Raw genomic sequence first — 25,784 nt, forward strand, 5'->3', positions numbered from 1 at the left:
CCTAGTAGTAATATTTTAATTATAACCAAGTTATATAACCGTTAAATTAATAGTAGTACCTGAATTTATAATACATCAATCGTTATTAAATTACACATAGAATTTAATATATTATTTAGTGATTTTTGTTGATTTTTAGTAAGTTTAAATGAAGTTTACTAATAATTTTTCTTTTCAATTTTTTCGCATTGTTATATTATCTTCTTTCTTACAAACATAACATCGAACAGATCGATTTCTTTATAAAAAGATGACAAAAATAAGGCAAAGTATATATTTCACTACTTTGCCTTATTTAGTACAAATTTTTATCTAACAAAAGTCTGTAATAAAATCATTACTAAAATAATTGTAAAACATATTCCCATAATAATTGTCTTCCAAGGGATCTCTTTTGGTTTTCTTTCATATGCCTTTTGTTTATTCTTTTCTACTTTCGCTAATCTTTTTAATGCATGTTTTTCAACAAGCGTTTTACCCTTTTCATTCATGATTCAATGCTCCAATTACCTTTCGATAATTTTCAACCGTTGTATCTCCAGCAGTTAATCGCTGGTCATCAACAAATTCTTGCATCTTTTTTGTGTCCTCTAACGCTTCATTAACTCTCAATGCCATATCATTCACTTGATCATCTTCAAAAATACTATCTGGACTTACAAAATTAGGATTATGCAGAGTATTCTTAAAGCCAACAATTAACATATTTTGTTCAAATGCGCCACGAACAGCATCAAGAATTTCATTACCATGATTAATATCAAAATAGATGTCGCACGACTGATATAAATCCTTCATTCTCTTCGGTGTAGCATTAGGATACAAGTGAACATTATTGTATTTATCAAAATCTAAAAGCTTAGATGACATTTCTGTTATAGCTGCAATATGAAAATTAATATTAGGTAGTGCTTCAACTATTTCTTGCAAGTGTTCTATTTGGTCAGAATTAGTCAAAATGACAGCCTCTGGACGTAATTTATTACCACGTGCATGTGGATAAATCATCCCTAAAAAGCGAAAATCTAACTTACCATCTTTAGGTACCTTATTTTTCCACTTCTCCCAATCTAAATAATTTTCAAATACTACATGCTTAGTACGTGTACCATTCTTTGAGAGGTAGGTCATATTTCCTGGCAACTCTTCACCTAATTTTTCATGCCAAAACAGCGTATCCGAGCCTCCTTCATCCATGCCTAAACTAACGAACAGTGATTGATTCAAAGTATTATAAAAAATATGATCTACCTTATAATGGCGTACCTTTAAATAATATTGCATAAATTGGACCAAATTAGGGAAATGTCTTGTTTGATCAGCATCAAAAAGTAAAATATCTCCAGCTATTAAATAATGAACAATTACAGTTTTTCCCTCATTATCAAAGTACTTTCGTAAAGCTTCTTGCCCATTATTCAAATAAGTCTTGGCAAAAATTCTCCCCTCACGATTATAATGATCAATCCAGCTTAATTGCCCCTTATCGTCTAACCACCTTACTTCTTTAACTAAACGATTATTATCCGTAGCAGCAAAAACAATATCAGCTTTCTTTTGATGAAGATCAAAAATTTCACCTTTTTGCGCCGTAGCAACAATACGATAGAACTTTGGTATCTTAACTTTATCAAAATATAAGGGAGTATTTCGGTCGGTAACCTTACAATAAAATTTGATTGGAGAATCTACTTCTTTGGGTAAAAAACCATCATCATGAATAACGACTGAAGGAATATTAAGCCCAGCGAAAAGTTGCGACCTCAAGAAATCAGTTGATGCGACATCCAAATTTTCAAATAAGTTAATCATTTGTTAATTCTCCCAATACTTCTTTCCATTGCTTAGCTACGCGATCAGTTAGATAAGGTTCCGCAATTTGATATGATTTTTCATTAAAGGCTTTTAGATCACTTTGCTTAAACAATTTAATAATTGCCTTAGTCAATAATTCCACCTTGCGATACTCATTCCAATCCTCGTCATAAGGCAGTAAATACCCATTCTCATTATTTTTAATAAAGGTTGGATCTCCATAAGGAACATCAAAACCAATCATGGCTAATCCTGAGCCAATCGCTTCAAGTAATGATAATCCAAAACCTTCACTGGTTGAAGCAGCGATATAAGCTGGATATTTAACATAAATATCTTTTAAATCGTGTTGCCCCTTTAAATGAATATAATCTTCAGCCTGGTGTTTTTTAATCATTTCGTCAAGAGCTGCTCCTTCGCTGCCATTACCATAGATATCAAGCTTTAGTTCTGGAATTTGATTCTTAGCAGCAATCACAGCTTTAACAATCCAATCAAGATGCTTTTCTTTAGCTAAACGCGATGCAGTAATGAGTGAAAATGGCTCACGTTTTTTAACCGGATAAGTTAACTTCAACAGACTACCAACCGGGATACAATCAACACGGGGTGTAATATGATAATATTTTTGAAATTGTTCTTCTAGTACTTTCTTTTGTGCCGGCGTTGCCACTACAAAGCTTGCTACTTCTGAAGCATGTGAAAATTGATATTCATAAAAATTATTCCATAAAACATGCTTATCATTAGTAAAATGCTTATCATAGTGATCAGCATGCACAACAACAATAATTTTGGCTAAGCCATGATTTTCAAAAATTAACTGTCCATTAATTAAAGTCTTATCTTCATCCTCACGATCCAATATAATGACATCATTTTTAACAAAATGAAGTGCTTTGAGCATCTTTAAATATAATTCATCTTTAGAATAAATAATTTCACCATTTGTAAATTCATAGGTCTCTTGATCATTATTTAAATGCTGAGTATATGCAACGGACCCATCTTCATTATAAAATTCTCTGAAAACTACACGATTATTTTCAGCTGCACCTAAATAGTATTCTGCTGCATACTTAGTGTAAGAATAGAAATCGCGTCTTAAAATAGTATTATTTTTTTGATAGACAACTTGGTCAATAATATCTTTTTGCTCATCACACAATCTCGCAACAGCATAAAAATTATCTTTTAATTTATAAACAACTTCTTTTCCATTATTATTAACTTCTTTAGTGAAGTTTTTAAATTTCAGGCTAGCTTCAAACTTCGTTAAGGTATACGATGTCTTAGCAATCTTAATATCTGTAAAAAAGTTATATAGCCAAATAACACTTTGATTTTTAAAGCCCATATTAGCAGTCAGATCACCAATATTATTATCTAAAATCAAGTCTGAAAAAATAAACTTAGCATCAATTCCAGCTTTTCTAAAACTTTGATCACGATACTTCTGTGCATATTCAACACCAGAGCTGGCCCAACCTATTCCTAAATTCACATTGTATACTGTCATTATTTGCCTCAACTAATTAAATATAACAACCAATTGACCCTTTTCATTTATATTAATTTGACTCAAAAGCAAATTGTCAAAAATTGCTAGGGTAATCTTATCCCAAAACTGTAAATACATTTTAAATGCTGCTTGGTGTTGTAACAAATCTTGTGGACGACCTGAATTTGTCCAACCCTGTGCCTCAATTTTCAATTTTGAAATTTTATCCACTTCATCAATCCAGCAACCATCCATTGCAGCAATAATTATTTGACGATAGAAATTATTAAGTTGTTTCTTGTTTATTAAAGTTCCCTTTTTTTGATCAATAACTTTATTAATAATTTTATTCAAATATTTTTTATAATCTTGGATATTTTCTAAATTTTTTGGAAGCATAACTTTATTATAGGTTACATGTTCATTAATAAAGTACTTCAAGTCGTTTTTATTTTTAATTTTTTCTTTTTTAAAATAGAGATCTATACCTTGCACAATTACCTGATCAATGTCTGCCTGTAAATCCTTCTTTGCCATTACCCGGTCACGCATATCATAATAATTTTTTCGCTGCAGAGATAAAATTATTTCTCCTTTATTCGTTACAGTTCGCTGCAGGGCACTCATTGCTGCTACTCGATCACGCAACATACGTAAGCTAAATTTTGTAATTGGTGACTTTAGCGTTACTAAATCCTTACCTCTTTGCTTTTTTTTCATTAACCGACGATAATATTTTTTCTGTCTATTAGTGTTGTTACTAGAAATAAAATCATCTTCCAGTGAAATAAAAAACTGACTTGAACCCGGATCTCCCTGTCTTCCCGCTCTACCAGCTAGCTGCAATTCAACTCTTTTAGGAAGCATTTCAGTACCAATTACTGCTAAACCACCTAGTTCTTTTACACCTTTTCCTAACTTAATATCTGTACCACGACCAGCCATATTTGTTGCAATCGTAACTTCGCCCTTTTGTCCAGCACGTTTAACAATTTGAGCTTCATAAGCAACACTATAGGCGTTTAAAACATTATGGGGTATTCCCATATTTAGTAATAGCTCAGAAATAATTTCCGAATTTTCTACTGACCCTGCAACTAGCAAAACCGGCCTACCTGTCTGATGAAGTTTTACGACATAATCAATTGCAGCCATTAATTTATCTCGAGTTGTTAAAAATAAAATAGGCTTTTTATCTTTTCTGATAACAGGACGATTAGTTGGGATGCGAGTAACCTTTAAATTATAAATATCCAAAAATTCTTCTTCATTGACTTTAGCAGTACCACTCATACCACTTACCTTATTAAACAAACCAAACAAGGCTGGGAAAGTAATTGATGCAGCAGTTTTTTGAATATTTGTTAATTCAACTTTTTCTTTAGCTTCAATAGCTTGATGTAACCCAGTACTTACTTGAACGCCACGCTTTAAACGCCCACTATCCTCATCTAGTAGGATCACTTTCCCTTTAACGACTAAATAATCATGACCCTTCCGCATAATTAGATGAGCAGTCATTGCTAAAACAATATGCCGATAAACTGGCCTACTTTGCTCATCGAATAAGTCTTTCAATTTAAAAAAGCGTTCTGCCTTTTCAATTCCATGAGCAGTTAACCAAAAGATACCATCATCTTTGCGGAATTCATAATCATTTTCACTATCTAATAAATTAACAAATTTATCAGCTAAACCGTATAAGTTTGATTGAACACTTGGTTTAGATGACACCACAAATGGCGATTCAGCTTCATCAAGTAAAACCTGGTCTACCTCATCAATAATGACAAAATTAAATGGTCTTAAATATTGTCTATCTTTTGTACTACTTAAATTGTTAAACAAATAATCAAAAGCTAAAGATGAAGCAGTAGTATAAGTGATATCGCTTCCATACCATTTACGCTTCATTTGTGGTGTTGCCTTTTTTCCCTCATCATCAGCACTCAAAAAGGCTAAACTAACTGTTAAACCCAGAAATTCATAAACTGGCGCTAAATCTTTTTCATCCCGAGCAGCTAAATAGCCATTAGGCGTCACTAACATAGCTCCCTTTCCAGTTAGCCCATTTAAATAAAGAGGCATCGTCGCTACTAAAGTTTTTCCTTCACCAGTTTTCATTTCTGCAATCGAACCTTGGCTCAGCATAATGGCTCCTAGAACTTGAACATCATAAGGATAAAGGCCCAATACTCGATAATCCGCTTCTCTAACAGTCGCGAAAGCTTCGGGTAAAATATCCTCTAGCGTTTTTCCTTTTCTAAGAAGCTCCCTAAAAATCTTGGTTTGATTTTGTAATTGTGCATCGCTCATTTTTCTCATTTGAGGCGCTAATTTATTTATTTTTTTGAGAATCTTTTTTGGCTTTCTTAACCTAAGTTCATCTGTCAACACGCTTTATCACTTCCTCAAATATCGTTCTACATTATTGAGAACCTGATGTTGATCAAGCTTAACCATCTCTGGCAGAAACCACGGCTGTTGCCCTTGATTTTCCAAAGTATAATTCGAAGTTATAAATTCAAAATCATATTTTCTTGCCAATGAATTTTCTAAAATTTGATCAATTTGTTTATCACTACTAAAAATAATTACTGTCTGGTCCTTCTGTTTTTCTAACCAAGATTCTAATTTCAAAATAGGATTAAATAATTCTTGCCAACTAATATAACCCATAAAGACTTGCGTATCTTTAATAGTCGTTTTTAAGTCTTCTGGAAGTTCTCTGGCTCTTTTATTATCTGCTACTAAAATCAAGGCTACTTTCTTTACTTCTTTAGGTTGATTTAGTGGCATTACAAAGAATCCATCAAAAACATTTAAAGGTAAATCAGCTCTTCCAAGTTGAACTTTAGCAAAACTAATTTCACTGCATCCACCATTAACAATTTCGAAAGTATATGATACAGCTTGACTAGGATAGATAAATTCCTTTTCCATCGATGAAAATACAACTTTACTAATTTCATCGGTTTGTATATCAAAAAAACGTAAACAAAAAATTGCAGTATCTGCAGGAGTTACTTTCATATTTATTTTTATACGATATTTTTTACCACTTAGTAAAATTGGCAAACGCGGAACTTCTTTGTATGCCTGGTAATTAAGACTAGATGACCAACGCATAATTTTTTCACCTGGCGCCATTAAATTATTTTGGAAGAATACTTTTTCATCTATTTTCTTACTTAATTTTGTTCCATACATGTAGGTCTCATTAATTCGATCCCAATATATTTGATTAATAATTTTCATTATTCATACTTTCGTCCAAAATTCCCCATAATTTCATACAAACGATAAATAAACCAATAGTTAACAGCTGGATCATCATTATGTCGACCATCAAAACCTTTAATTGAAAACTGAATAGCCTTTCTTACAGCTGGTGATTTTTTTAGTTCAGTTACTGCATGATCATCATAATCATCATTTTTCATATAAGCTACAAAAAGTCTAGTTTGAGATAAGTCACTTTGATCAAAATCATGCATAGTTTTTTTATCTAATTCTGTTAGCTTTTCAAAAGATAAGGATCGGTTAATTAGCCCGTCAACATCAAAAATGGTGTCAAAGCCGCCCGGTCTCTCTAAAGCAGCTCGACGTGCTATATAACCTAAGTTCAATAAGGGCTTAGCCACATTAATTGCATATGGTTTTAATTTTGCACCATATTTTATTGCTGGATAAGTCCCCATAGAAATACCAGTCATTACTAATTGAGATGAATCAAATCCTAATTTCTTTAAAGTTTGCCTAATTACTTTAATAATTTCTTTACCAAAGTAACCATTTGCATCATCATAGAATCCTCCTACCTCCAATCGCATATCTGTAAATAAAAGCATTGGAGCATTTAATCGTTTCATTAAAAAATAGCCTTCGAAGCCCTCTCGACTACGTGCACCTGAGAAGTAAACATTTAATGGGGGCTTCAAATCACCAGGCATAAAGTAATAAGCAATATCTTCACGAGTTGTCGGATCAACAATACGTTTTCCACCACTGATAAAGTAACCAGCTCCATCACGTCCCCACCGTGCATGAAGTGTACCGATAATCAACTCGCCACTTCCCTTAGCCTCTAAACTAATAGTCGCGGTTCGATAATAATCATGTACTTCAAGTTGAGAAAAATATTCATCATTTTGAAACTTAGTTAAATCAATGACAACTTGATCCTTAACATCCCCATCTGAACCAGGATTTTGAATAAATATTCTCATTCGAACTTTGAAGTTATTATTTTTCATCGTCAACCAAAAGTTCATCCGCTTACTCGGGTCGACATAAATCCCTGTTTTATAGACTCCCAGATTGATCCATTGGTTATTGGTATCTAAATTCAGCTTCAATTCACCATGACCTAAATATTCAAAGCTGTGTATTTGTCGATCATTAAGCTTAAAATCAACAGCTGCAACACGACTCCCTGTTTGGCCTTCAAAATATCGCTCTTCTAATTTACTAATTAGATATTGGGGATCTTCAGTAATTTCTTGAGCAGCAATACTTTTCAAAAAATACTCTTCATTTTTATCAGCAGTTTCTAGAATCTTAGGTAAATAAAGAACCTGATACGGTGGAACCATACCTTTTAAATCAGCCCAATTCTTTTTAGTTAAATTGGTTGGACCTGTAATTAAAATTACATCATAATTTTTTATTTCAATCTTTTTTTTCTTAGGATCTTTTTTATCAACTTTTTCAACAGGAGGGAAATCATTGAAATGCCACTCTAAGTTTTTGGTTAACTCATACTTTTTAGACCAGTCGATCGATCCTAATTGTAAGACTCTCATTTTGCATCACCTAGTAATTCTTCCCAACGTTTCATAATGTTTTCTTCCGAATAACGATTTAGCATTTTAACGTTATATACAATTGCATTGTTCCAAGCTGTTAAATTGTTTAAATAATCATTAAGTGGCATATCAATTTCTTCAGATGATTGGCAAATGTACCCATTTTTTTGATGAATCACTGTCTTTGAAGCAAAATTTTGAATTTGTGGAATTCCAACACTTACAGCTACCATTTGCATTAATTCATCCCCGCTACCCCAACTTATCAGCACACGAGTCTTATCTAATGCTTTAAGCAACTGAGAAATATTAGTTAATCGTAATTCTTTTATTTTAATCTGTGGCAATACTTTAGTTTTACTTAAGCCAGTAATTTCAATATTTTCAACATTTTCTTTTTCATCGCCACTACTAATAATCCACTTTCCTTTATTGTCTTTCTTAATTTTGTCAATTACCTGATTTACCCAGTTATCCTTATCAAGGCTATAAGTGAAAATTTGAATACTTTTATTCTTAAAATCATGACTTACATATTCGCACAAATGCTTAATAATTTTTTCAATATCTTCTTGATTTGCATTTTCTGCAAAGAAAGCAATCCTTTGTACTCGCTCTCTAGAACTGTGGCCTAGTCTAAATTCAGAATTATAAGCGGGGATTACATTAACGTTAAATCGTTCAGGATATTGCTGCTCTAATTTATCAGCCAAGTCTATTTTGCTAACTAGTAAATTTCCTTGATTCAAATTTGATAGCTTTTCTTGATAAAATTGCTTTGGATTAATCATAAAAATTACATTTGAATGCTTAAGTTGTTTTAAATTTACCAAACTATCATTATCGAGGGTCACAATCAAATGATCGGAATTTTTTAAGTTCTTTTCTAAGTATTGCTGTAAAACTTCATTAATTAAATCTTTAATATTAGAATAGGTCGTTTTTTGATAAAAATTAAAATTAGGGTTAATTGTTATCTTTCCAGACGCTCTATCTTGCTTAAAACGCCAATTGCCGTACGGATCATAAAAAGTAACTTCATGTTCTGTATTTTTAGAAGAAATAAAGCCTCGACTATCCATGATCAATGTATAGTTTTCAGACGACGTATCTCCATGGTGCTCAATACGAATAACTTTTCCCGCAAAATCATAAAAGACTTTGGCAATGAATTTATCTTTATTTGCTATTATCGTTCTAAATGGAGTATAGTCAAAAATTGCATTCTTTGGCCAAGCAAAATCATTTATTTCAACGACTCTACTTTCTAAATTGTGGATGCCTTGTAAATAATCATAAATTGAAAACAGATGATCAGGATAATAATTCAATTGATTTAACTGCGTCATTAATCCAGGTTCATAATTAGTAATAATAACACCCACTTCATGACCATTATTTTGCAAAATACGCATGTGACTTGTTGCGTCTAAAATAGTAATCGATGGAATTGCAACAGACCAATCACTATTATCTTCATGCCAAGCCGGGATAAAATATTCCATTTTAATTTTCTCTTTCTAAGCGGTCATACTTATATGGAAACATGAGAGTTGCCACTTGATCACGAATTCCGCTCATAAACATAACTATCATTACAACATTCATCGGAATAACTGCAAAACCAGCATATCTTCCCATAAAGTGCGATCCATATAATCCTAATACCAATTGAGCAGCATTCAATATAGCTCCAGGAAACCCGAGTATCCAAATCAATTTTCGAAGATATTTTTGAGTGGGTCTACCTGGCTCGATACCTAAGATATAATTATGATTATTTCGCATTGACTTTGCTTGATCTTTAGGGTTAAAGGCCACAAACATGAAAAAATAAAATAGTAAAATGGCCATTACGGCTGAGAAAGTGACTGAAAACTGCCAACTATTGAGCACTTTATTAGACCTAAAATATGGTGCAATCATTACAGGTAAAGTTAAAATGGCCATCCCCACCATGTACATCATCATTGCTGACATGTTTAATCCGATTGGGACAAGCATAGCTTTACTTTTAGACGGTAAACTCGGATTAATAACTCTTAATGGATAGTAAGCTTTATTAAAGGCCATCCAAAAAAGAATAAATAGTAAAATAAATACAAACAATAAAGTAATCCAAATCCAAGCATGCTTAAACTTTAGTAACATTTTAATATTACTAAAAATATTTGGAATAGCCCCCGTCATAATACTAGTCAAAATAATCGGGGCGCTCGCACCAACTCCATATTTAATATTCCGATAGCAAAGCCAGACAACTAGGCAAGAACCAGCAATTAAAATTACTATCATCTCAAAGTCTCGCCGGAAATCTCTTTGTGGTGTCATACCGAAGACTAAAAGAACTGCTTGTAAAATTGTCAACGCAAGTGTAATCACCTGCATAAAAAATTCGATTTGCGGTTGAGATAAGGCATCAAAGCCAAAAAGTTTCGTCATCATTAACAGCTGCAAGATCAGCATTGAAAACATAAGTGGATTAAGTCCCACAGAAAAAATTGATATTCGAGCATAATTGGCTCCACTAAATATGCCTAATAAGGTAATCGGAGTATGATTAATGGTCTGTGCATATTCCTTTGTAATTTCAGCAAATGGTAGTGGAATATAAGTCCCCATTACGTAAATAAAGACAATCATTAAGCTAAAACTAACTTTTTTAATAACATTCAATAGGTTTTTACTTTTGATCAAAACTATTACCCCGTCATCATGCCTTAATTCTTAACTTATTTATTATACAATTATAGTCTATCATTTTTTCGAGTTAACATTACAACTGTTTTGTTTTTGATATATTATAATATTTTTTTACAAAAATACTCCTGTCTACTGCGACAGGAGTACTTAAATTAAATTACAAATTTTTTAAGTGCTTTTGCTATTCCATTATGGTCATTGTCATCTGTTACAAAGTCAGCTTTTTCTTTAATAGTTTCAATCGCATTTCCCATTGCAATTTTCTTAAAGCTTGGATTTTCAAACATCGAAACATCATTACCTTGATCACCAAAGACCATAACATCTTCTGGATTAATTTTTAACCGTTGAGCTAAATCCATTAAGGCATTACCTTTTGAAGCACCGATACCGTTTAACTCAATACAGTTATCTAAGCTGCGAACGATATCATAAGATTCAAAGGCCCAATATGGGATAGAATTCCACAGTTTTTCAATCTGGTCGCTACCTTTTGCACAAGTAAAACCAACCTTATTGAAAGTAAAGTCTTGCGGAATTTCTTTACGCTCACGGACTCTAATCTCGTTATCAGTTAAGGCTGCATTAATTTGCATTTGCACTGAAAGATCACGATCTAAAGTCCAAAAGCGTTCAGTCGTTTCAAAGTGCAGGTTCACATGGGCAAGCCGTTGCAAACGAAGCATTACTTCAAAATCACGGTAATCCATCTCTTGACTCATTAAAACTTTTCCCGATAAATCTTGAACCACAGCTCCATTAAAGACAACTGCGTATTCTTCTGGTCCTTCTAGTCCCAATTGAGTCTCAAATGGCATCACACCCGAAAGAGGACGACCTGAAGCAAGTACGACTTTAATTCCCATGCCATGTGCTACTTGCAAGGTTCTCAAGGTTTCAGGTGAAATTGCGTTTCCGCTATTGAGCAAAGTGCCGTCTAAGTCTACTGCAATTAATTTAATTGCCATACATACCCCTATCTTCCAAACATCATATAGAAAATTATATTTACTAACAAACCTAGCAGTGCATAGCAAGCTGTTGCCTCTGCTTTGATTTTTTCTTTCTTTACTAAATACACCAAACTAGCAATAAAGCCAAATAAAGGAAAAACAACATAAAAAATTACAGCCCATTCAGCAATCCCATTAATGCTTGTGCTTAAATGATGTACAAGATTTTTCATTTTTTCTCCTTATAAAAAATAGAGACTAACAAATTATTAGTCTCTATTTTATATTAACCAACATAAAATTCAATATGCTGCTTTAGATTTTCAAAATCAATTGGTAAATGACCACCAATTTCACCATCTAGGTTAACTGGAATTGGTTCCTTATCTTTACTATCGCCTAGCAGCTCTACTTTTAAGTATCTAGTCTTAGTATAGATAATTTGAGGATCATTAACATGATTTCCATTCAAGGCCATCGCCATTAATCGTAATACATCTACTGGATTTGCAGTTTTAACTACAATTAATTGGAACAAGCCGTCAGACAACTGTGCATCAGGCATAATACGCTCAAACCCACCGATTGAATTAGTCATCCCTAAAAGAAACATTGATAAGTCTCCTTCATAGACGCCATCATCATAAGTCAAACGCATTTTATTGCTGCTTATTTTTGGCAACATTTCTGCACCTTTAAGTAGATATGCACTATAGCCAAGAACAGACTTTACTTCTGAAGGAACACCATAAGTCAATTCAGTTAATGAACCACTAGCTGCAATATTCATAAAATATTGCTTACCGGCACGCCCAATATCCATCTTTTGAGTTTTACCTGCCAGAATTACCTTAGCTGCATCAACTAAATTATCTCTTGGAATTTTCAATGCTCGAGCAAAATCATTAGTTGTCCCTGCTGGAATAACAGCTAATCTAGGTCTTTTTTCTAGTGGAGCTACACCATTAACTACTTCGTTAATCGTCCCATCGCCACCAGCGCCTACCAGCAAGTCAAAACCAGCTAAGGCACATCTTTTGGCTTCATTTTGAGCAGACAAAGGTTCTGGCGTAGTTCTAAAGGCACTAGCTTCAAACCCAGCCTGTTCTAATACGTTTAAAATATCTGCAACATTTTGAAGCATTTGCTCGTGACCTGATACAGGATTATAAATTAATCTTGCTTTTTTCGTCATCGCCTCTCGCCTCCCTAAAATGATTAACGACTTTGAAGTTCCTTATTAAGCAATTGGTTAACAACCTTAGGGTTAGCCTTACCACGAGTTTGTTTCATGATTTGACCAACTAAGAATCCAATTGCACGGTCTTTACCATTCTTGAAGTCTTCAACAGATTGTGGATTATCATCAACAACCTTAGTTACCATAGGCCCAAGAACAGAAACATCTGATAATTGAACCATACCCTTGTCTTCAACGTACTTCTTAGGATCAGTTCCATTTTCAATAGATTCCTTGAAGACCTTCTTAGCAATCTTGGATGAAATAGTACCATCTTTGATCATCTTGATCATTTCAGCTAAGTGTTCTGGGGTTAACTTAATGTCTGCAATACCAACTTGGTTTTCATTCAAGTAACCATTAACTTGAGTGTTCAACCAGTTAGCAGCTAAAGTTGGATCGGCACCAGCAACTACTGCAGCGTCGTAGAAATCACTTGATTCCTTAGTTTGCAAAATAACATCTGCATCGTATTCCTTAATACCATATTCTTCAACGTAGCGCTTGCGACGTTCAAATGGTGATTCAGGTAGGCTTTCTGCAATTTCATCAATCCAACTTTGCTTAATGTGATAAGGAGCAATATCTGGTTCTGGGAAGTAACGGTAGTCTGCGTCACCTTCCTTAACACGCTCTAAGACAGTCTTACCAGTAGCTTCATCAAAACGACGAGTAGAAAGTTGAACTCTACCACCAGAAAGAAGTACTTGTTGTTGACGCTTTTCTTCATAAGCAAGAGAGCGACGAACGTGGTCAAATGAGTTCAAGTTCTTCATTTCAACCTTAGTACCGAGCTTTTCTTGACCAGCAGGACGGATAGAAATGTTGGTATCAACACGCATTGAACCTTCTTCCATCTTAACGTCAGATGCGCCAGTAAATTGAACAATTTGACGTAATTTAGTTAAGTATGCGTAAGCTTCTTCTGGATCTTCCATATCAGGTTCAGAAACAACTTCAAGAAGTGGAACACCCTGACGGTTTAAGTCAACGTATGAATAACCGTTAGCACCGTGAGTGTTCTTACCAGCATCTTCTTCGATGTGCATTTCGTGAATACCAATGCGCTTCTTCTTTCCGCGAACTTCAACTTCGATGTAACCATCGCGAGCAAGTGGTTGGAAGAATTGAGTAATCTGGTAAGCCTTAGGGTTATCTGGGTAGAAGTAGTTCTTACGGTCAAAGTGAGTTACAGGCAAGATATGTGAATGAGTTGCTAAAGCAACCATAATACCAAGACGGTAAACATCTTTATTTAAACGAGGTAAGACACCAGGCATAGCCCAGTCGATAACATTTGTTTCAGTGTTTGCTTCAGCACCATAAGTAACTGGTGATGGAGAAAAAATCTTACTCTTTGTTTTTAATTCGAAGTGGACTTCTAGACCAATAGTCGATTTAAAATTCATTAATTAATCCTCCATTCCTGTAGGTGTTTTTTCGTAGAATTTGTTATTACGTTCAATGAAGTCAGCAACCTTAAATACGTTACCTTCATCAAAACGCTTAGCCATAATTTGAAGACCAGCAGGCATACCATCAACTAAACCTGCAGGTACACTAGCTGCTGGAATACCAGCTAAGTTAGCTGAAATAGTTAAGATATCGTTGTTGTACATCTTGATTGGGTCTGAAATTTCTTCACCAATACCAAATGCTGGTTCAGTAGTAGTTGGTCCAACAATAACGTCATTTTCTTCAAAAATCTTTTCAAAGTCGCGGCAAATTAAGGTTCTAACTTGAGCAGCCTTCTTGAAGAATTCGTCATATGCACCTGCTGATAAAGCAAATGAACCAAGCATAATACGACGCTTAACTTCGTCGCCGAAACCTTCACTTCTAGATTTTACATAAACATCTAATAAGTTCTTAGTATCCTTTGCACGGTAGCCATAGCGAATACCATCATATCTTTGAAGGTTTGAAGAAGCTTCACTAGAGGCAACAATGTAGTAAGTAGGAACAACATACTTAGTATGTGGCAATGAAACTTCGTTAATAATTGCACCAGCATCCTTTAAAACATCAATTTGTTTTTGGATAACATCATGCATTTCGCCGTCAACAGCATCCATGTATTCCTTAGGAACAGCTACGCGTAAGCCTTTAACATCTTGACCTAAGAAACTAGTAAAGTCAGGTACTTCTTTTTCTGAAACAGTTGCGTCATGTTCGTCAGGACCAGCAATTACGTTTAACACTTCAGCTGAATCCTTAACACGCTTACTCATTACACCGATTTGGTCTAATGAAGAACCAAATGCAATAAGTCCCCAACGTGATACTCGACCATAAGTTGGCTTAATACCAAAAATACCATTGAAGGCTGCTGGTTGACGAATAGAACCACCAGTATCAGAACCAAGGGCTGCAACAATTTCACCGCTAGCTACAGCTGCTGCAGAACCACCAGATGAACCACCAGGAACTTTTTCTAAGTCCCACGGATTATGAGTTGCACCATAGTAAGAATGTTCAGTAGATGAACCCATTGCAAATTCATCCATGTTGGTCTTACCAACAAAAGTTGCTTGAGCCTTCTTTAACTTACTAATTACAGTTGCATCATAAACTGGCATGTAGTTGTAAAGAATATGACTAGCTGCAGTAGTCTTCATACCATTAGTGATGATATTATCCTTGATTGCGATTGGGATACCAGCTAATTTGTTTTTAGCAAAATCTAAATCTTCTGCTGGCTTTGCTTCATCATCAACAGTAATCCAAGCATTAATCTTCTTGTCTGTTTCTTTAATGTTTTTAACTGTTTCCTTAGCTAGGTCTTCAGCTGTTATTTCGCCATCTTGTAATTTTTTATTTAATGAGTCAATGTTTTCATTTAAGTAATTCATTATTCATTATCATCCTTATCAATAATTACTGGCACCTTAATGAAGCCATCAGCTTTTTCAGGAACATTCTTCATTAATTCTGCACGACTTTCCCAATGTTCAGGCTTGTCTTCTCTAAAGTCAGTCTCTCGATCAACAACTTGAACAGTTTCAGGAACTCCTTCAGTATCAACTTCGGCTAATTGATGTGCCATATTGATAATGTCACCCATTTGTTCAGTAAACTTATCAATTTCGTCTTCACCAAACTCTAGTCGAGATAGTGTTGCAACGTGATTGATTTCATCTTTTGTAATTTTCACCATTTGCCTCCTATTCACCGCCAAAGACGTGGACATAGTAGCTATCGTCTGCGGAATTCTTAGCGATTAATGCTTGCGTATCATTGACAGAATTAATCTTAATTTCTATTGGTGCATCCTTAGGTAGATACTTCTTAGCTGCTGAAAGCACAAGTCTTGAAAAACTTTCAATCTGTGCATAACCAAAGAACTGAGTTGTTACAGTAATGTTCATCTGTGTCAAAGTCTTATTTTGATAATGAACAGTTGCCGTTACCCCACTAATATTAGGGAAATATCCCTGAATAGCGGCCTTAAAATCACTAAATGAAGCTGCATCAGTAGAATTAATTGCTTTTTCACTTCCAACAGTCGGTAGAACCTGACTACGATTATTGACTGTTTTCCAATCATTTATTTTACTACTATTTGCATTAGCAATTCCATATGCAAAGTAATTTCCACCTACAAGAGAATCTTTACTGGTCTTACTAAAAAGTCCAACCAGAATTGGGATATCCTTTAATCCCTTCTTTTTACGTAAGTAAGAAACTAACTTGTTAGCTGCTTCCTTACCAAAAGTTTCCTGCTCTGCACGAGAAATATCTTTATGATATTGGGCACCGTCTTTAGTTTTTTGATAGTAATCAACTGAGTTAAGGGCTAAGCCCACACTCATACCACCCATTTTGTAACTAGAATTAGATTTAGTCAAAAAATCTTGTTCCAAAATTTGATCTAAAATAATTGGATTATAAGAATCTTTCTTAGTACTTTTTTCAGCATTTAAGCCTTGAGAGTTACTCTTTGACTTTCTTCCTAGCCAATCAGTCGCATCTGCAACTGAAATTTTTTGTCCTTCTTGGAAAACATACTTACTACTTGAAAAAGTGTTGTGCGATAAGTCAATTAAGCCAGACTCTAAGGCACGACCATCAACATTATTATCGCTAGTATTTTCAGTTGTTCCCTCAATTGGACTAGTTACATACTCGCCATCTTTTAAAAGAACATTGTAGCCATTTTTACTTGTACTAGTTGTTTGATAACTTTTTTTCTTAGTTGTTGAAGTTGTAGGATTATTAGCAAGATCTGAATTTTTTAAATTACCACACGCACTTAAACTTAATCCAGTAGCTACTAGCAGTGCTATTTGCAAAAATCTTTTCAATTTATTTTTCCTTCTTATTTCTTTATTTTTCAATTTTTGCAATTGCTTCTTGTTCAGTTAACATTGGAACTTGAAGTTTTTCAGCCTTATCTTTTTTCGAACCGGCATCTGCACCATAGATCAGATAATCTGTCTTCTTAGAAACTGATCCGGTAACTTTAGCACCAAGATCTTGAAGTTTCTTAGTAAACTCACTTCGAGTAAAGTCGGATAATTTTCCAGTTAAAACCACTGTCTTTTCCTTAAAGAAGTTATCTGGTGCCTGTTCTTCAACTGTTCCTAAATATTCCATATTCAATCCACTGTCACGTAACTCCTGTAAGAGTTTCTGTGCACTTGGTTGATCAAAATATGTTGTTAACGATTCCGCAATCGTCTCTCCTATTGTATCGATACTTGTTAATTCTGGCACTGTTAATTGACTAACCTTTTCCAAATTTTTATATTTTTCTAAAATCAGTCTTGCAGCTTTAGCACCAACATGATCAATTCCCAAACCATATAACAATAATTCAGCGGAATTTCGTTTACTATTTTCAATTGAAGTTAGCAAATTAGTAATCGACTTATCCTTAAAATGATCTAACTGGCTTAATTGATCACTAGTTAAATGATATAAATCAGCTACATCATTTACAAATCCTTTATCAATTAATTGTTTAACAATTCTAGGGCCAAGTCCCATAATATTCATTGCTCCCCGTGAAGCAAAGTGAATAATTCCTTCTTCAACTTGGGCTGGACACATCGGATTAATGCAGCGAAGAGCAACTTCATCCTGCAAGTGAACTAAAGTTTGTCCACAAGATGGACATACATTAGGAATTTCATAGGGCTGACTATCCTTAGGTCTTTTACTTAAAACAACGCTAGAGATTTCTGGAATAATATCTCCAGCTTTGTGCAACTTAACCGTATCGCCAATCCGCACTCCCTTTTCTCTTAAATAATCGGGATTATGTAGCGAAGCTCGCGACACAATGGTTCCTGCAAGTTGAACTGGATCCATTACTGCAGTCGGTGTTACTACTCCAGTACGACCAACTGTCCATTCGATCTCTCTAACTACCGTTTCTTGTTCTTCTGGAGGAAACTTATAAGCAATTTCCCAGCGTGGTACTTTAACGGTATTACCTAGATCATTTTGTAGACTTAAGTCGTCGACTTTTAAAACAATTCCGTCAATTCCATAGCTTAAATCATTCCGCTTAGCCGTATATTCATCAATAAACTTAAATACTTCGTCCATTGATTCAAAGCGCTGACCAGTTTGATTAGTATGAAAACCTAAGCGATTCATTTCATCAATTGCTTGATGCTGACTAGTAATATTCCTTGGTGGATTAACCCAAGTGTAGATAAAAGTACTTAAATTTCTCTTTTTAGTAATGCGCGCATCTAGTTGCCTCAAAGACCCAGCCGCTGCATTTCTAGGATTAGCAAATACCTGCTCACCTTTTTCATCACGTTCCGCATTCAATTTGGCAAATGCTGTCTTTTCCATATAGCATTCACCGCGAACTTCAGTTGTCAAAGGTTCTGGCAGAGTTTGCGGGATATCCTTTATAAACTTGGCGTTAGCTGTTACATCTTCACCAACACGGCCGTTTCCTCTAGTGGAAGCGCGAGTTAATTTACCATCGGTATATTCTAGCGACAAAGATAAGCCATCAATTTTTAGCTCGACATTATAAGCTACTGGATGCCCAACTAACTTCGTAATTCTTTCATCGAATTCTTTAAGCTCATCTTTTGAGAAAACATCCCCCATTGAAAGCATTGGAATAGGATGCTCAACTTTAGAAAGATCACTCTTGATTTCGCCACCAACTCGCTGCGTAATTGAGTCGGCTGTTACCAAATCAGGAAACTGATTTTCTAACTCTACTAGTTCTTGATAAGCCTTGTCATAAACCACATCTTCAACTACTGGAGCATCTTTTGCGTAATAGTCGTCTGCCCATTCATTGAGTTTTTTTCTTAATTCATCGACTTTCTGAGAAGCCTGATTGTGAGTTAAAACTGCCATTATCTCAGTCCTTATCTAAACCAAACTACTTCATTATATCTTTTTAATTGGTGCAAAGGCAGCTAAAAGACGCTTCACTCCTTGACTGGCAAAAGCAATATCTAATTCCATATCTTCGCCGCTGCCATTAACTTTAACAACAACGCCCTTACCCCAAGCCTTATGAGAAACTTGATCGCCAACGTTCCAAGACTTCTTGTCTGCACCAACTGCACCACTGGCTTTCTTAGCTGTCTCAATTCTAACCTTTGGACGGTAAACTTGAGAAGTTGCACGCTCTCTACTTTTAGCAAAAGGAATCGACATTGAAGAACTAGATTGAACTGGATTAACAAATTCCAGATCCTTATCTTCAATTTCATCAATAAAACGAGATGGTTGATTGTTTTGCGGGCGACCATACATCGTTCTAGAAAAAGCATTAGTGATGTAGAGTTTCTTTTCAGCACGCGTAATGCCTACATAGGCTAAACGTCGCTCTTCTTCAAGCTCATTCGGATCGCCTGCTGCTCTTGAAAGTGGGAACAAGCCTTCTTCCATACCAACTAAGAAAACAACAGGGAACTCTAAGCCTTTAGCTGCATGAAGGGTCATTAAAGCTACTTGATTATCTTGATTTTCTAAGTCATCTTGATCACTTAAAAGTGAGATTTCTGAAAGAAAATCTCCCAAGGCAGTTGAATCCTCATCTTCTGGCTCATAATTATCATCAAAACGTTTGGTAACAGTTAAGAATTCATTCAAGTTTTCCAATCTGGTGTCAGCTTCAATTGTATGTTCGTTTTCTAAGGCTTCTTTATAGCCAAAGTCAGCTAATAATTTTTCAGTCAAGCCAGTTACACTGTGCGTCTTACTATATTCAATTGCATCCTTTAAGGCAGTACCAAAAGTAGCCAAAGTTTTAGCTGGACGACCTGTAATTGGCGCTAAACTCAAGTTCTTAAAAGTCTCTTCAATTGTAAAATCATTATCATTAGCAAAACCGTTAAATTTAGCCATCGTGGTTGGTCCTAATCCACGTTTTGGCACATTGATAATTCGATTAAAACTCATCGAATCAGCAGGATTTGCTACCACCTTTAAGTAGGCCAAAATATCTTTGATTTCTTTTCGATCGTAGAATTTATGTCCACCAACAATTCGGTAAGGGATGTTTGATTTAACTAGAGCTTCTTCGACGTTACGGGATTGGGCATTTGTTCGATAAAGAACAGCAAAATCTTTGTAGTCTCGCTTGTGTTCTTTTATTTCTTCATTGATCTTTGAAACGATGAAGAGTGCCTCATCATTTCCGCTTTGAGCACGATAGTAATTGATTTTATCGCCATCACCCTTATCAGTCCAAAGCTTTTTAGGTTTGCGGTTTTGATTATTCTTAATAACCGAGTTAGCTGCATCTAAGATATGACCAGTTGAACGATAATTTTGTTCAAGTTTGATCGTATTAACTTCATCATCTTGATAGTCATGCTCAAAATTAAGAATATTTTCCATGTTAGCTCCACGCCAGCCATATATTGACTGATCTGCATCCCCAACTACACAAATATTCTTATATTGCGCAGCTAGTGCAACACAAAGCTGATATTGTGCTTCGTTTGTATCCTGATATTCATCAACCAAAATATAGCGAAACTTATTTTGATAGTAATGAAGAGTCTCTTTATCTTTTTTAAACAAGACCAAAGTTTGCATAATCAAATCATCAAAATCCATAATTTGATCACGCTTTAAACGATGTTGATATTCGGCATAAACTTGCGCTGTTACCTTTTCAAAAGGACTAGCAGCTTGTTCTTTAAAGTCTTTTGGCGTAAGCAGGTCATTTTTACCATTAGAAATCGCACCTAAAATTGCTTTTGGATCATACATTTTAGGATTAATATTAAGATCTTTTTCAATTCGCTTAATTAAAGTTAATTGCTCTGCAGAATCTGCAATCGAAAAATTGTTAGAGTAACCGATCTTTTCCGCATCACGGCGTAAAATTCTCACGCATAAAGCATGAAAAGTTGACATCCAAACGCTATCAGCAGCTGGTCCTAAAAGCTTTTGAACACGCTCTTTCATTTCAGTTGCAGCCTTATTAGTAAAAGTAATGGCTAAGACATTCCATGGGGCAACGCCCTTTTCTTCAATTAAATAGGCAATTCGACGTGTTAAAACTGATGTTTTTCCACTACCAGCTCCGGCAACTACTAAAAGTGGACCTTCAGTACACTGCACAGCTTTTTTCTGCTGAGGATTTAATCCTGCAAGAATTGTTTCTTCGCTCATTGCTTCTCCCTTTTCTGATAACTTAAACACTAAAATAGACTTGTCTATTATAACAAAAAACGACGATAGCTTTTAACCTAACTATCATCGTTTTGGAATTAATCATATTGCGTTAAATTAAACTCTTTAATTAAATCAATTAGCTTTTTAGCATAACCTGGATCAGTCGCATAGCCATCTGTCTCTAGAGCTTGCGCTTGACTAGCATAATCCTTAGCAGCTAAAACATGCTGATATTGATTTCTGTTCCAAGTAGTACCATTTACGAATAAACGGGTATGGGCTTGAATTGATTCTTCATAAGAATTATAAACTTGAAACCGGCCCGTCACAGTCTCCCAATGATCATTAACATATTCAGAAGTTGTTAATTCTCGACTAGTATTGGGATCAGTTCCCTTGACGCCAAATAAATTATTATACTTTCTAGAAAGTTCACTTTGACCAAAGTTACTCTCCAAACATGCCTGAGCAATTGTTACGCTAGGAAATAAACCATAGGGCTTATCTGCCCTTTGAGCAATTGGAGCTACTACTTTAATAAACTTTTCTTTACTTTGAAGAGCGCGTTCTTTTTCTAGTTGCGCCTGCCTCAACTGTTCATTAACTACAATTTCATGACGCCAGTACAAAAAGCCTGATAAGATGATTACTAAAGTAAAGCAAATAGCAAATGCTCTTGCAATTACGTATTGAATATTTTTTTGACGGCGTCTACGTGGCATCTTAACTCATCTTCCTTTTCATTACTTGCTTTAAAGGCATTGCAATTGCTGGAGTAAGAACAGCAGTAAAGATTGCTTCTACAACACCATTAACGCCTAAAACACTTAATAAAATTGCAATTAAAGGAGCAGAATTTTGAGTTTGACCTAAACTTTGCAGTAAAGTAGCTGGATTATTCATGAACCACAAGCTAGTGATGCTAATTACCAGTAAGGTATTAGCAAGCGAAGTACATAAGCCGGCAATTGTATAAACAACTGTCTTTTGAAGCCTTGATTCATCTTTTGCGGCTTGACCAATCATACCAGCAATAAAACCGGCAGCTGTACGTGGAACTAATGCAATAAAAATATTTCGGAACAAAAGCATGCTGACAATATCGCCAGGTTGCGTATAAGCAACAAATAAACTTAATAAACCCCAAAATAAACCAATTGATGCACCAAAGCCTGGCCCCATTAAACAACCTGCTAAAGCAACTGTTAAAGGTATCGTTGTAATTGAAGGCAAGCCCGGTAAAATCCGAATATAGCCAATATAAGGAACAAAAGTCTGAACCAAAATAATTGCAACAAAAATAGCACTAATGGCAATTCTAAAAGTCTTTTTATTAATCATAGTCTTTCCTACTTTATTAATTATAACTTTAACAAAAAAGGAAGCCGCATGTGCGACTTCCTTTTCTTAGTGGTGCGGGCGAGAAGACTCGAACTTCCACGATCTAAAAGCGATCACAAGATCCTTAGTCTTGCGCGTCTGCCATTCCGCCACGCCCGCGGTACTTAACTAATATACCAAATAATTTTTCTTTTAGCAAATGGAAATTCAAATTTTTTATTTATTTTTTCGAATTAATTTTAATCTTCCTCCGCACCGTCCGCAACGATATTTTCTGGTATTTACTCTGCGAACACGCGGATACCGAAAATGGCAATTTTCGCATTCATAAAGATAATTGCGAGTCTGCCGACGCCTTAAACCAATATCAGGCGTATACCTACTGCCTCCAACATAGGCAAGTAAATTTTTAAAATCACGCTTGCGATGCTGATAACCTCGCCCTGCTAAGTGTAAATGATAATGCGTCAACTCATGTTTAATTATTCCTATTAAATCTGCGCGATATTTTTCATCTAAAAAATGACCATTAATATCAATATGATGGTCATTTAGAAAATATCTTCCTCCAGTTGTTGTCATTCGATTATTAATCTTAACTTCATGTCTAAATGGAGCATGGAAATATTTTAAAGAAATTTCTTCTACTAATTTTTGTAAGTCTGTTTGATTCATTTTCGAATTAATTTTTGATATAAACTAGCCTGCCTTGGAGAAGATATTCTTCTCTTTAGACCTGTTACAATTTTTTGCTTTACTGTCTGCTGTCCATCTATCCAAGTACCAGTAAATAAATGAATTGAATACGAGTCTTTACTTGGATTACATAAAAAGCCATCTGGATAAACATGAACTCCGTCTTTTAAAAGTTGCTCTCTATTGCCTGTTTTTAAGTCGTATTTTTCTTTTAAGATATCAGTTACAGACAAACTGTTTACGCCAGCCATTTGATTATTTTTGTCAAAAGTAAACTCTCTATCCTGGTAGTAATCGAGAATGTCTTTGATAAAGGGATGATGTACTTCTGCACCAAAAATAGCAGCTGATAAGTAGTCGTTGTTTTCAAAGCCGATAAAAGCTTGATTACTTAAAAGTGGATCTAATTTTTTAAGAACTCTAACGTCTGTATCTAAGTAAATTCCGCCTTGCTCATAAATCGCACGAGCCCGGATATAATCAGACACAAAAGCCCATTTTTTAGCCTGGTACGCTTCTTCAAGATAACAATTCTCATGCATATCAAAGTTATCTTCATTCCACTCAATAATTTCATAGTCAGGCAATTTCTTTTTCCAAGTTGCAAGACATTCCTCAATTAATGGCGACTTAGGATTATGCCCTACCCAGACGTAATGAATTTTTTTAGGGATCATCTTTTTACCTTTCTAAAAAATCGTGTCATAAAGTCCATAATATCTTGATTAAAGTCTAACTTCATCATAAACATAATTCCAGCATAAATAATTAACATCAAAATTGATTTAACTGTCATGTTCAAAAAACTTGAACTAATTAGGTTAGGCATGAGCATCCCTGCAATCAACGTAATCATTCCAATCAAGAAATATTTTGGTACGTCGCTAAATGCATCTTTAAAATTATAGTCATCTCTTACAATCCAAAGTCGTAAAATTAAGACTACAAACTCTGTAATCAAAATTGCCACGGTTGCCCCGCTAGCTCCATATGGCCGATCAAGCAAGGCTGCTAAAACAACCTCAATAATTGCTCCAATAACTACTGGAATCGCATATTCCTTGTCTCTCCGATTAGCTAGCGCAAATTGGTTAGCAAATACCCCACCCATCGGAATCATAATGATTGTTAATGCAAAGAAGAACATCAAAGGCGTCATGGGGATAAACTTCTTACCAAAGAAGAATGGCACGAATTGCTTGGTATTAGCCATAACAATGACTGCAAATAAGGTTCCAAGCATTGTGGTTGCTTCAAGTGACTTCTTTAAGACAACTTTCTGCGTCTCCTTTTCTTCGCTAGCCATTTTCGGCATGATAACTAAAGAAATACTAGTAATTACTCCTAAGATCATATTAGAAATTCGTTGCGAATTATCATAAAAAGCAACTTGGGTAGAATTGCTAAAAAAGCCTAGGATTGGTTTATCTAGCGATGTATAAATCTGCGTTGCTATCTGGGGAATCATTAATGTAACGATTGAGACAATAGTTGTCTTGTATTTATAAAAATGACCTACTGGCTTTCCTACATACCTATGTATATCAAGCCAAAAGACAAAAGATCCCAGCATTGTCGAAACTGACATAATTAAAAAGTACTTCCAAAGATCAGCTGGCGATTTAATTAATAGTAAAATCAAAACCACACTAGCTAATTTAACGGCAGTATTTTTTAACACTACTCGGCCAAAGTCAGCTAAGCCTTGAAAGAACCAAGAAATATCAACTTGAGCCGAGATTAAATACGGAACCATTAAGATCAAATAATTCCAATACTGAATATGAAAAATATTAGTAATCAGTAATGTAATTAGAATGGTCACTAAACCAGCAATTGCCTGAAAGTACCATAAGCCCCAGAAGGCTTCAGTTAACTCTTGCGGGGTACCATAAGTTCTAGTTCGAGAAACTGTTCGAATTCCAATGTAAGAAACTGACAAGGTACAAAATACCATCAGAAACTGCACAGTATTATTTACACTGCCATAAATACCATAAGTCTTAGGTCCTAAAACTCGAGATAGATATGGAACTGTAATTAGCGGCACTAAAACTAAAAAGATTTGATAGACCGCATTATATAGAATATTAAGAAAAGTTCGTTTCACTACT

General features: G+C 34.9%; 22 protein-coding genes and 1 tRNA gene. All 23 read right to left on the reverse strand.

What is annotated here, in order from left to right; translation table 11 throughout:
* Window positions 1-308: 308 nt before the first annotated feature.
* The 23 genes from QM512_RS06415 to QM512_RS06525 all read right to left on the reverse strand — a co-directional run bounded on the left by QM512_RS06415 (window position 309) and on the right by QM512_RS06525 (window position 25,780).
* A complete protein-coding gene (locus QM512_RS06415; RefSeq protein WP_282804958.1) occupies window positions 309-491 on the reverse strand; it encodes a hypothetical protein in 183 nt (60 codons plus the stop codon).
* Window positions 484-1,812 (reverse strand): accessory Sec system glycosylation chaperone GtfB, encoded by a 1,329-nt coding sequence (gene gtfB / locus QM512_RS06420; RefSeq protein WP_282804959.1) that lies wholly within the window; start codon window positions 1,810-1,812, stop codon window positions 484-486. Before gtfB ends, QM512_RS06415 begins: the two co-directional genes overlap by 8 nt.
* Window positions 1,805-3,334, reverse strand: coding sequence for an accessory Sec system glycosyltransferase GtfA (gtfA, locus tag QM512_RS06425; protein ID WP_282804960.1), 1,530 nt, complete (start codon window positions 3,332-3,334; stop codon window positions 1,805-1,807). Before gtfA ends, gtfB begins: the two co-directional genes overlap by 8 nt.
* Before the next feature lie 12 nt (window positions 3,335-3,346).
* Window positions 3,347-5,713 carry an accessory Sec system translocase SecA2 gene (gene secA2, locus QM512_RS06430; protein WP_282804961.1) on the reverse strand — a complete coding sequence of 789 codons (2,367 nt, stop codon included), beginning with the start codon at window positions 5,711-5,713 and terminating at the stop codon, window positions 3,347-3,349.
* A 6-nt stretch (window positions 5,714-5,719) separates the two neighbouring features.
* Entirely contained in the window at window positions 5,720-6,574 is an 855-nt protein-coding gene (asp3, locus tag QM512_RS06435) for an accessory Sec system protein Asp3 (RefSeq protein ID WP_282804962.1), read from the reverse strand.
* The gene (gene asp2, locus QM512_RS06440; protein WP_282804963.1) at window positions 6,574-8,121 is read right to left on the reverse strand and encodes an accessory Sec system protein Asp2; all 1,548 of its coding nucleotides are present in this window, start codon (window positions 8,119-8,121) and stop codon (window positions 6,574-6,576) included. Before asp2 ends, asp3 begins: the two co-directional genes overlap by 1 nt.
* Window positions 8,118-9,629 carry an accessory Sec system protein Asp1 gene (asp1, locus tag QM512_RS06445; protein WP_282804964.1) on the reverse strand — a complete coding sequence of 504 codons (1,512 nt, stop codon included), beginning with the start codon at window positions 9,627-9,629 and terminating at the stop codon, window positions 8,118-8,120. The genes asp2 and asp1 overlap by 4 nt, the downstream gene beginning before the upstream one ends.
* 1 nt (window position 9,630) lies before the next feature.
* Complete coding sequence (gene secY2 / locus QM512_RS06450) at window positions 9,631-10,821, reverse strand: accessory Sec system protein translocase subunit SecY2 (protein ID WP_282804965.1); 1,191 nt, start codon at window positions 10,819-10,821, stop codon at window positions 9,631-9,633.
* Between the two features lie 158 nt (window positions 10,822-10,979).
* Entirely contained in the window at window positions 10,980-11,795 is an 816-nt protein-coding gene (locus tag QM512_RS06455) for a Cof-type HAD-IIB family hydrolase (RefSeq protein WP_282804966.1), read from the reverse strand.
* An 8-nt stretch (window positions 11,796-11,803) separates the two neighbouring features.
* The gene (locus QM512_RS06460) at window positions 11,804-12,013 is read right to left on the reverse strand and encodes a hypothetical protein (RefSeq protein WP_282804967.1); all 210 of its coding nucleotides are present in this window, start codon (window positions 12,011-12,013) and stop codon (window positions 11,804-11,806) included.
* 53 nt (window positions 12,014-12,066) lie between these two features.
* Window positions 12,067-12,975, reverse strand: coding sequence for a diacylglycerol kinase family lipid kinase (locus QM512_RS06465; RefSeq protein WP_282804968.1), 909 nt, complete (start codon window positions 12,973-12,975; stop codon window positions 12,067-12,069).
* Between the two features lie 23 nt (window positions 12,976-12,998).
* Window positions 12,999-14,429, reverse strand: coding sequence for an Asp-tRNA(Asn)/Glu-tRNA(Gln) amidotransferase subunit GatB (gene gatB / locus QM512_RS06470; RefSeq protein WP_282804969.1), 1,431 nt, complete (start codon window positions 14,427-14,429; stop codon window positions 12,999-13,001).
* A gap of 3 nt (window positions 14,430-14,432) precedes the next feature.
* Window positions 14,433-15,872, reverse strand: coding sequence for an Asp-tRNA(Asn)/Glu-tRNA(Gln) amidotransferase subunit GatA (gene gatA / locus QM512_RS06475; RefSeq protein ID WP_282804970.1), 1,440 nt, complete (start codon window positions 15,870-15,872; stop codon window positions 14,433-14,435).
* The gene (gatC, locus tag QM512_RS06480) at window positions 15,872-16,174 is read right to left on the reverse strand and encodes an Asp-tRNA(Asn)/Glu-tRNA(Gln) amidotransferase subunit GatC (protein WP_003646851.1); all 303 of its coding nucleotides are present in this window, start codon (window positions 16,172-16,174) and stop codon (window positions 15,872-15,874) included. Before gatC ends, gatA begins: the two co-directional genes overlap by 1 nt.
* 10 nt (window positions 16,175-16,184) lie before the next feature.
* Window positions 16,185-17,324 (reverse strand): CamS family sex pheromone protein, encoded by a 1,140-nt coding sequence (locus tag QM512_RS06485; protein WP_282804971.1) that lies wholly within the window; start codon window positions 17,322-17,324, stop codon window positions 16,185-16,187.
* 22 nt (window positions 17,325-17,346) lie between these two features.
* Entirely contained in the window at window positions 17,347-19,353 is a 2,007-nt protein-coding gene (ligA, locus tag QM512_RS06490) for an NAD-dependent DNA ligase LigA (protein WP_282804972.1), read from the reverse strand.
* Between the two features lie 33 nt (window positions 19,354-19,386).
* A complete protein-coding gene (pcrA, locus tag QM512_RS06495) occupies window positions 19,387-21,630 on the reverse strand; it encodes a DNA helicase PcrA (RefSeq protein ID WP_282804973.1) in 2,244 nt (747 codons plus the stop codon).
* A 98-nt stretch (window positions 21,631-21,728) separates the two neighbouring features.
* The gene (locus tag QM512_RS06500; RefSeq protein WP_282804974.1) at window positions 21,729-22,355 is read right to left on the reverse strand and encodes a glycoside hydrolase family 73 protein; all 627 of its coding nucleotides are present in this window, start codon (window positions 22,353-22,355) and stop codon (window positions 21,729-21,731) included.
* Between the two features lies 1 nt (window position 22,356).
* Window positions 22,357-22,974, reverse strand: a complete 618-nt coding sequence (locus QM512_RS06505; protein ID WP_282804975.1) for an ECF transporter S component — start codon at window positions 22,972-22,974, stop codon at window positions 22,357-22,359.
* 70 nt (window positions 22,975-23,044) lie between these two features.
* Window positions 23,045-23,133: transfer RNA gene (locus QM512_RS06510), tRNA-Leu, on the reverse strand.
* A gap of 57 nt (window positions 23,134-23,190) precedes the next feature.
* On the reverse strand, window positions 23,191-23,649 hold the full coding sequence (locus QM512_RS06515) for a SprT family protein (protein ID WP_282804976.1): 459 nt from the start codon (window positions 23,647-23,649) through the stop codon (window positions 23,191-23,193).
* On the reverse strand, window positions 23,646-24,347 hold the full coding sequence (locus tag QM512_RS06520) for a glycosyltransferase family 32 protein (protein ID WP_282804977.1): 702 nt from the start codon (window positions 24,345-24,347) through the stop codon (window positions 23,646-23,648). The genes QM512_RS06515 and QM512_RS06520 overlap by 4 nt, the downstream gene beginning before the upstream one ends.
* Window positions 24,344-25,780 carry an oligosaccharide flippase family protein gene (locus QM512_RS06525; protein ID WP_282804978.1) on the reverse strand — a complete coding sequence of 479 codons (1,437 nt, stop codon included), beginning with the start codon at window positions 25,778-25,780 and terminating at the stop codon, window positions 24,344-24,346. The genes QM512_RS06520 and QM512_RS06525 overlap by 4 nt, the downstream gene beginning before the upstream one ends.
* Between the last annotated feature and the right edge of the window lie 4 nt (window positions 25,781-25,784).

Origin of the sequence: Lactobacillus isalae, assembly GCF_947539375.1 — a bacterium.
Lineage (GTDB): Bacteria > Bacillota > Bacilli > Lactobacillales > Lactobacillaceae > Lactobacillus > Lactobacillus isalae.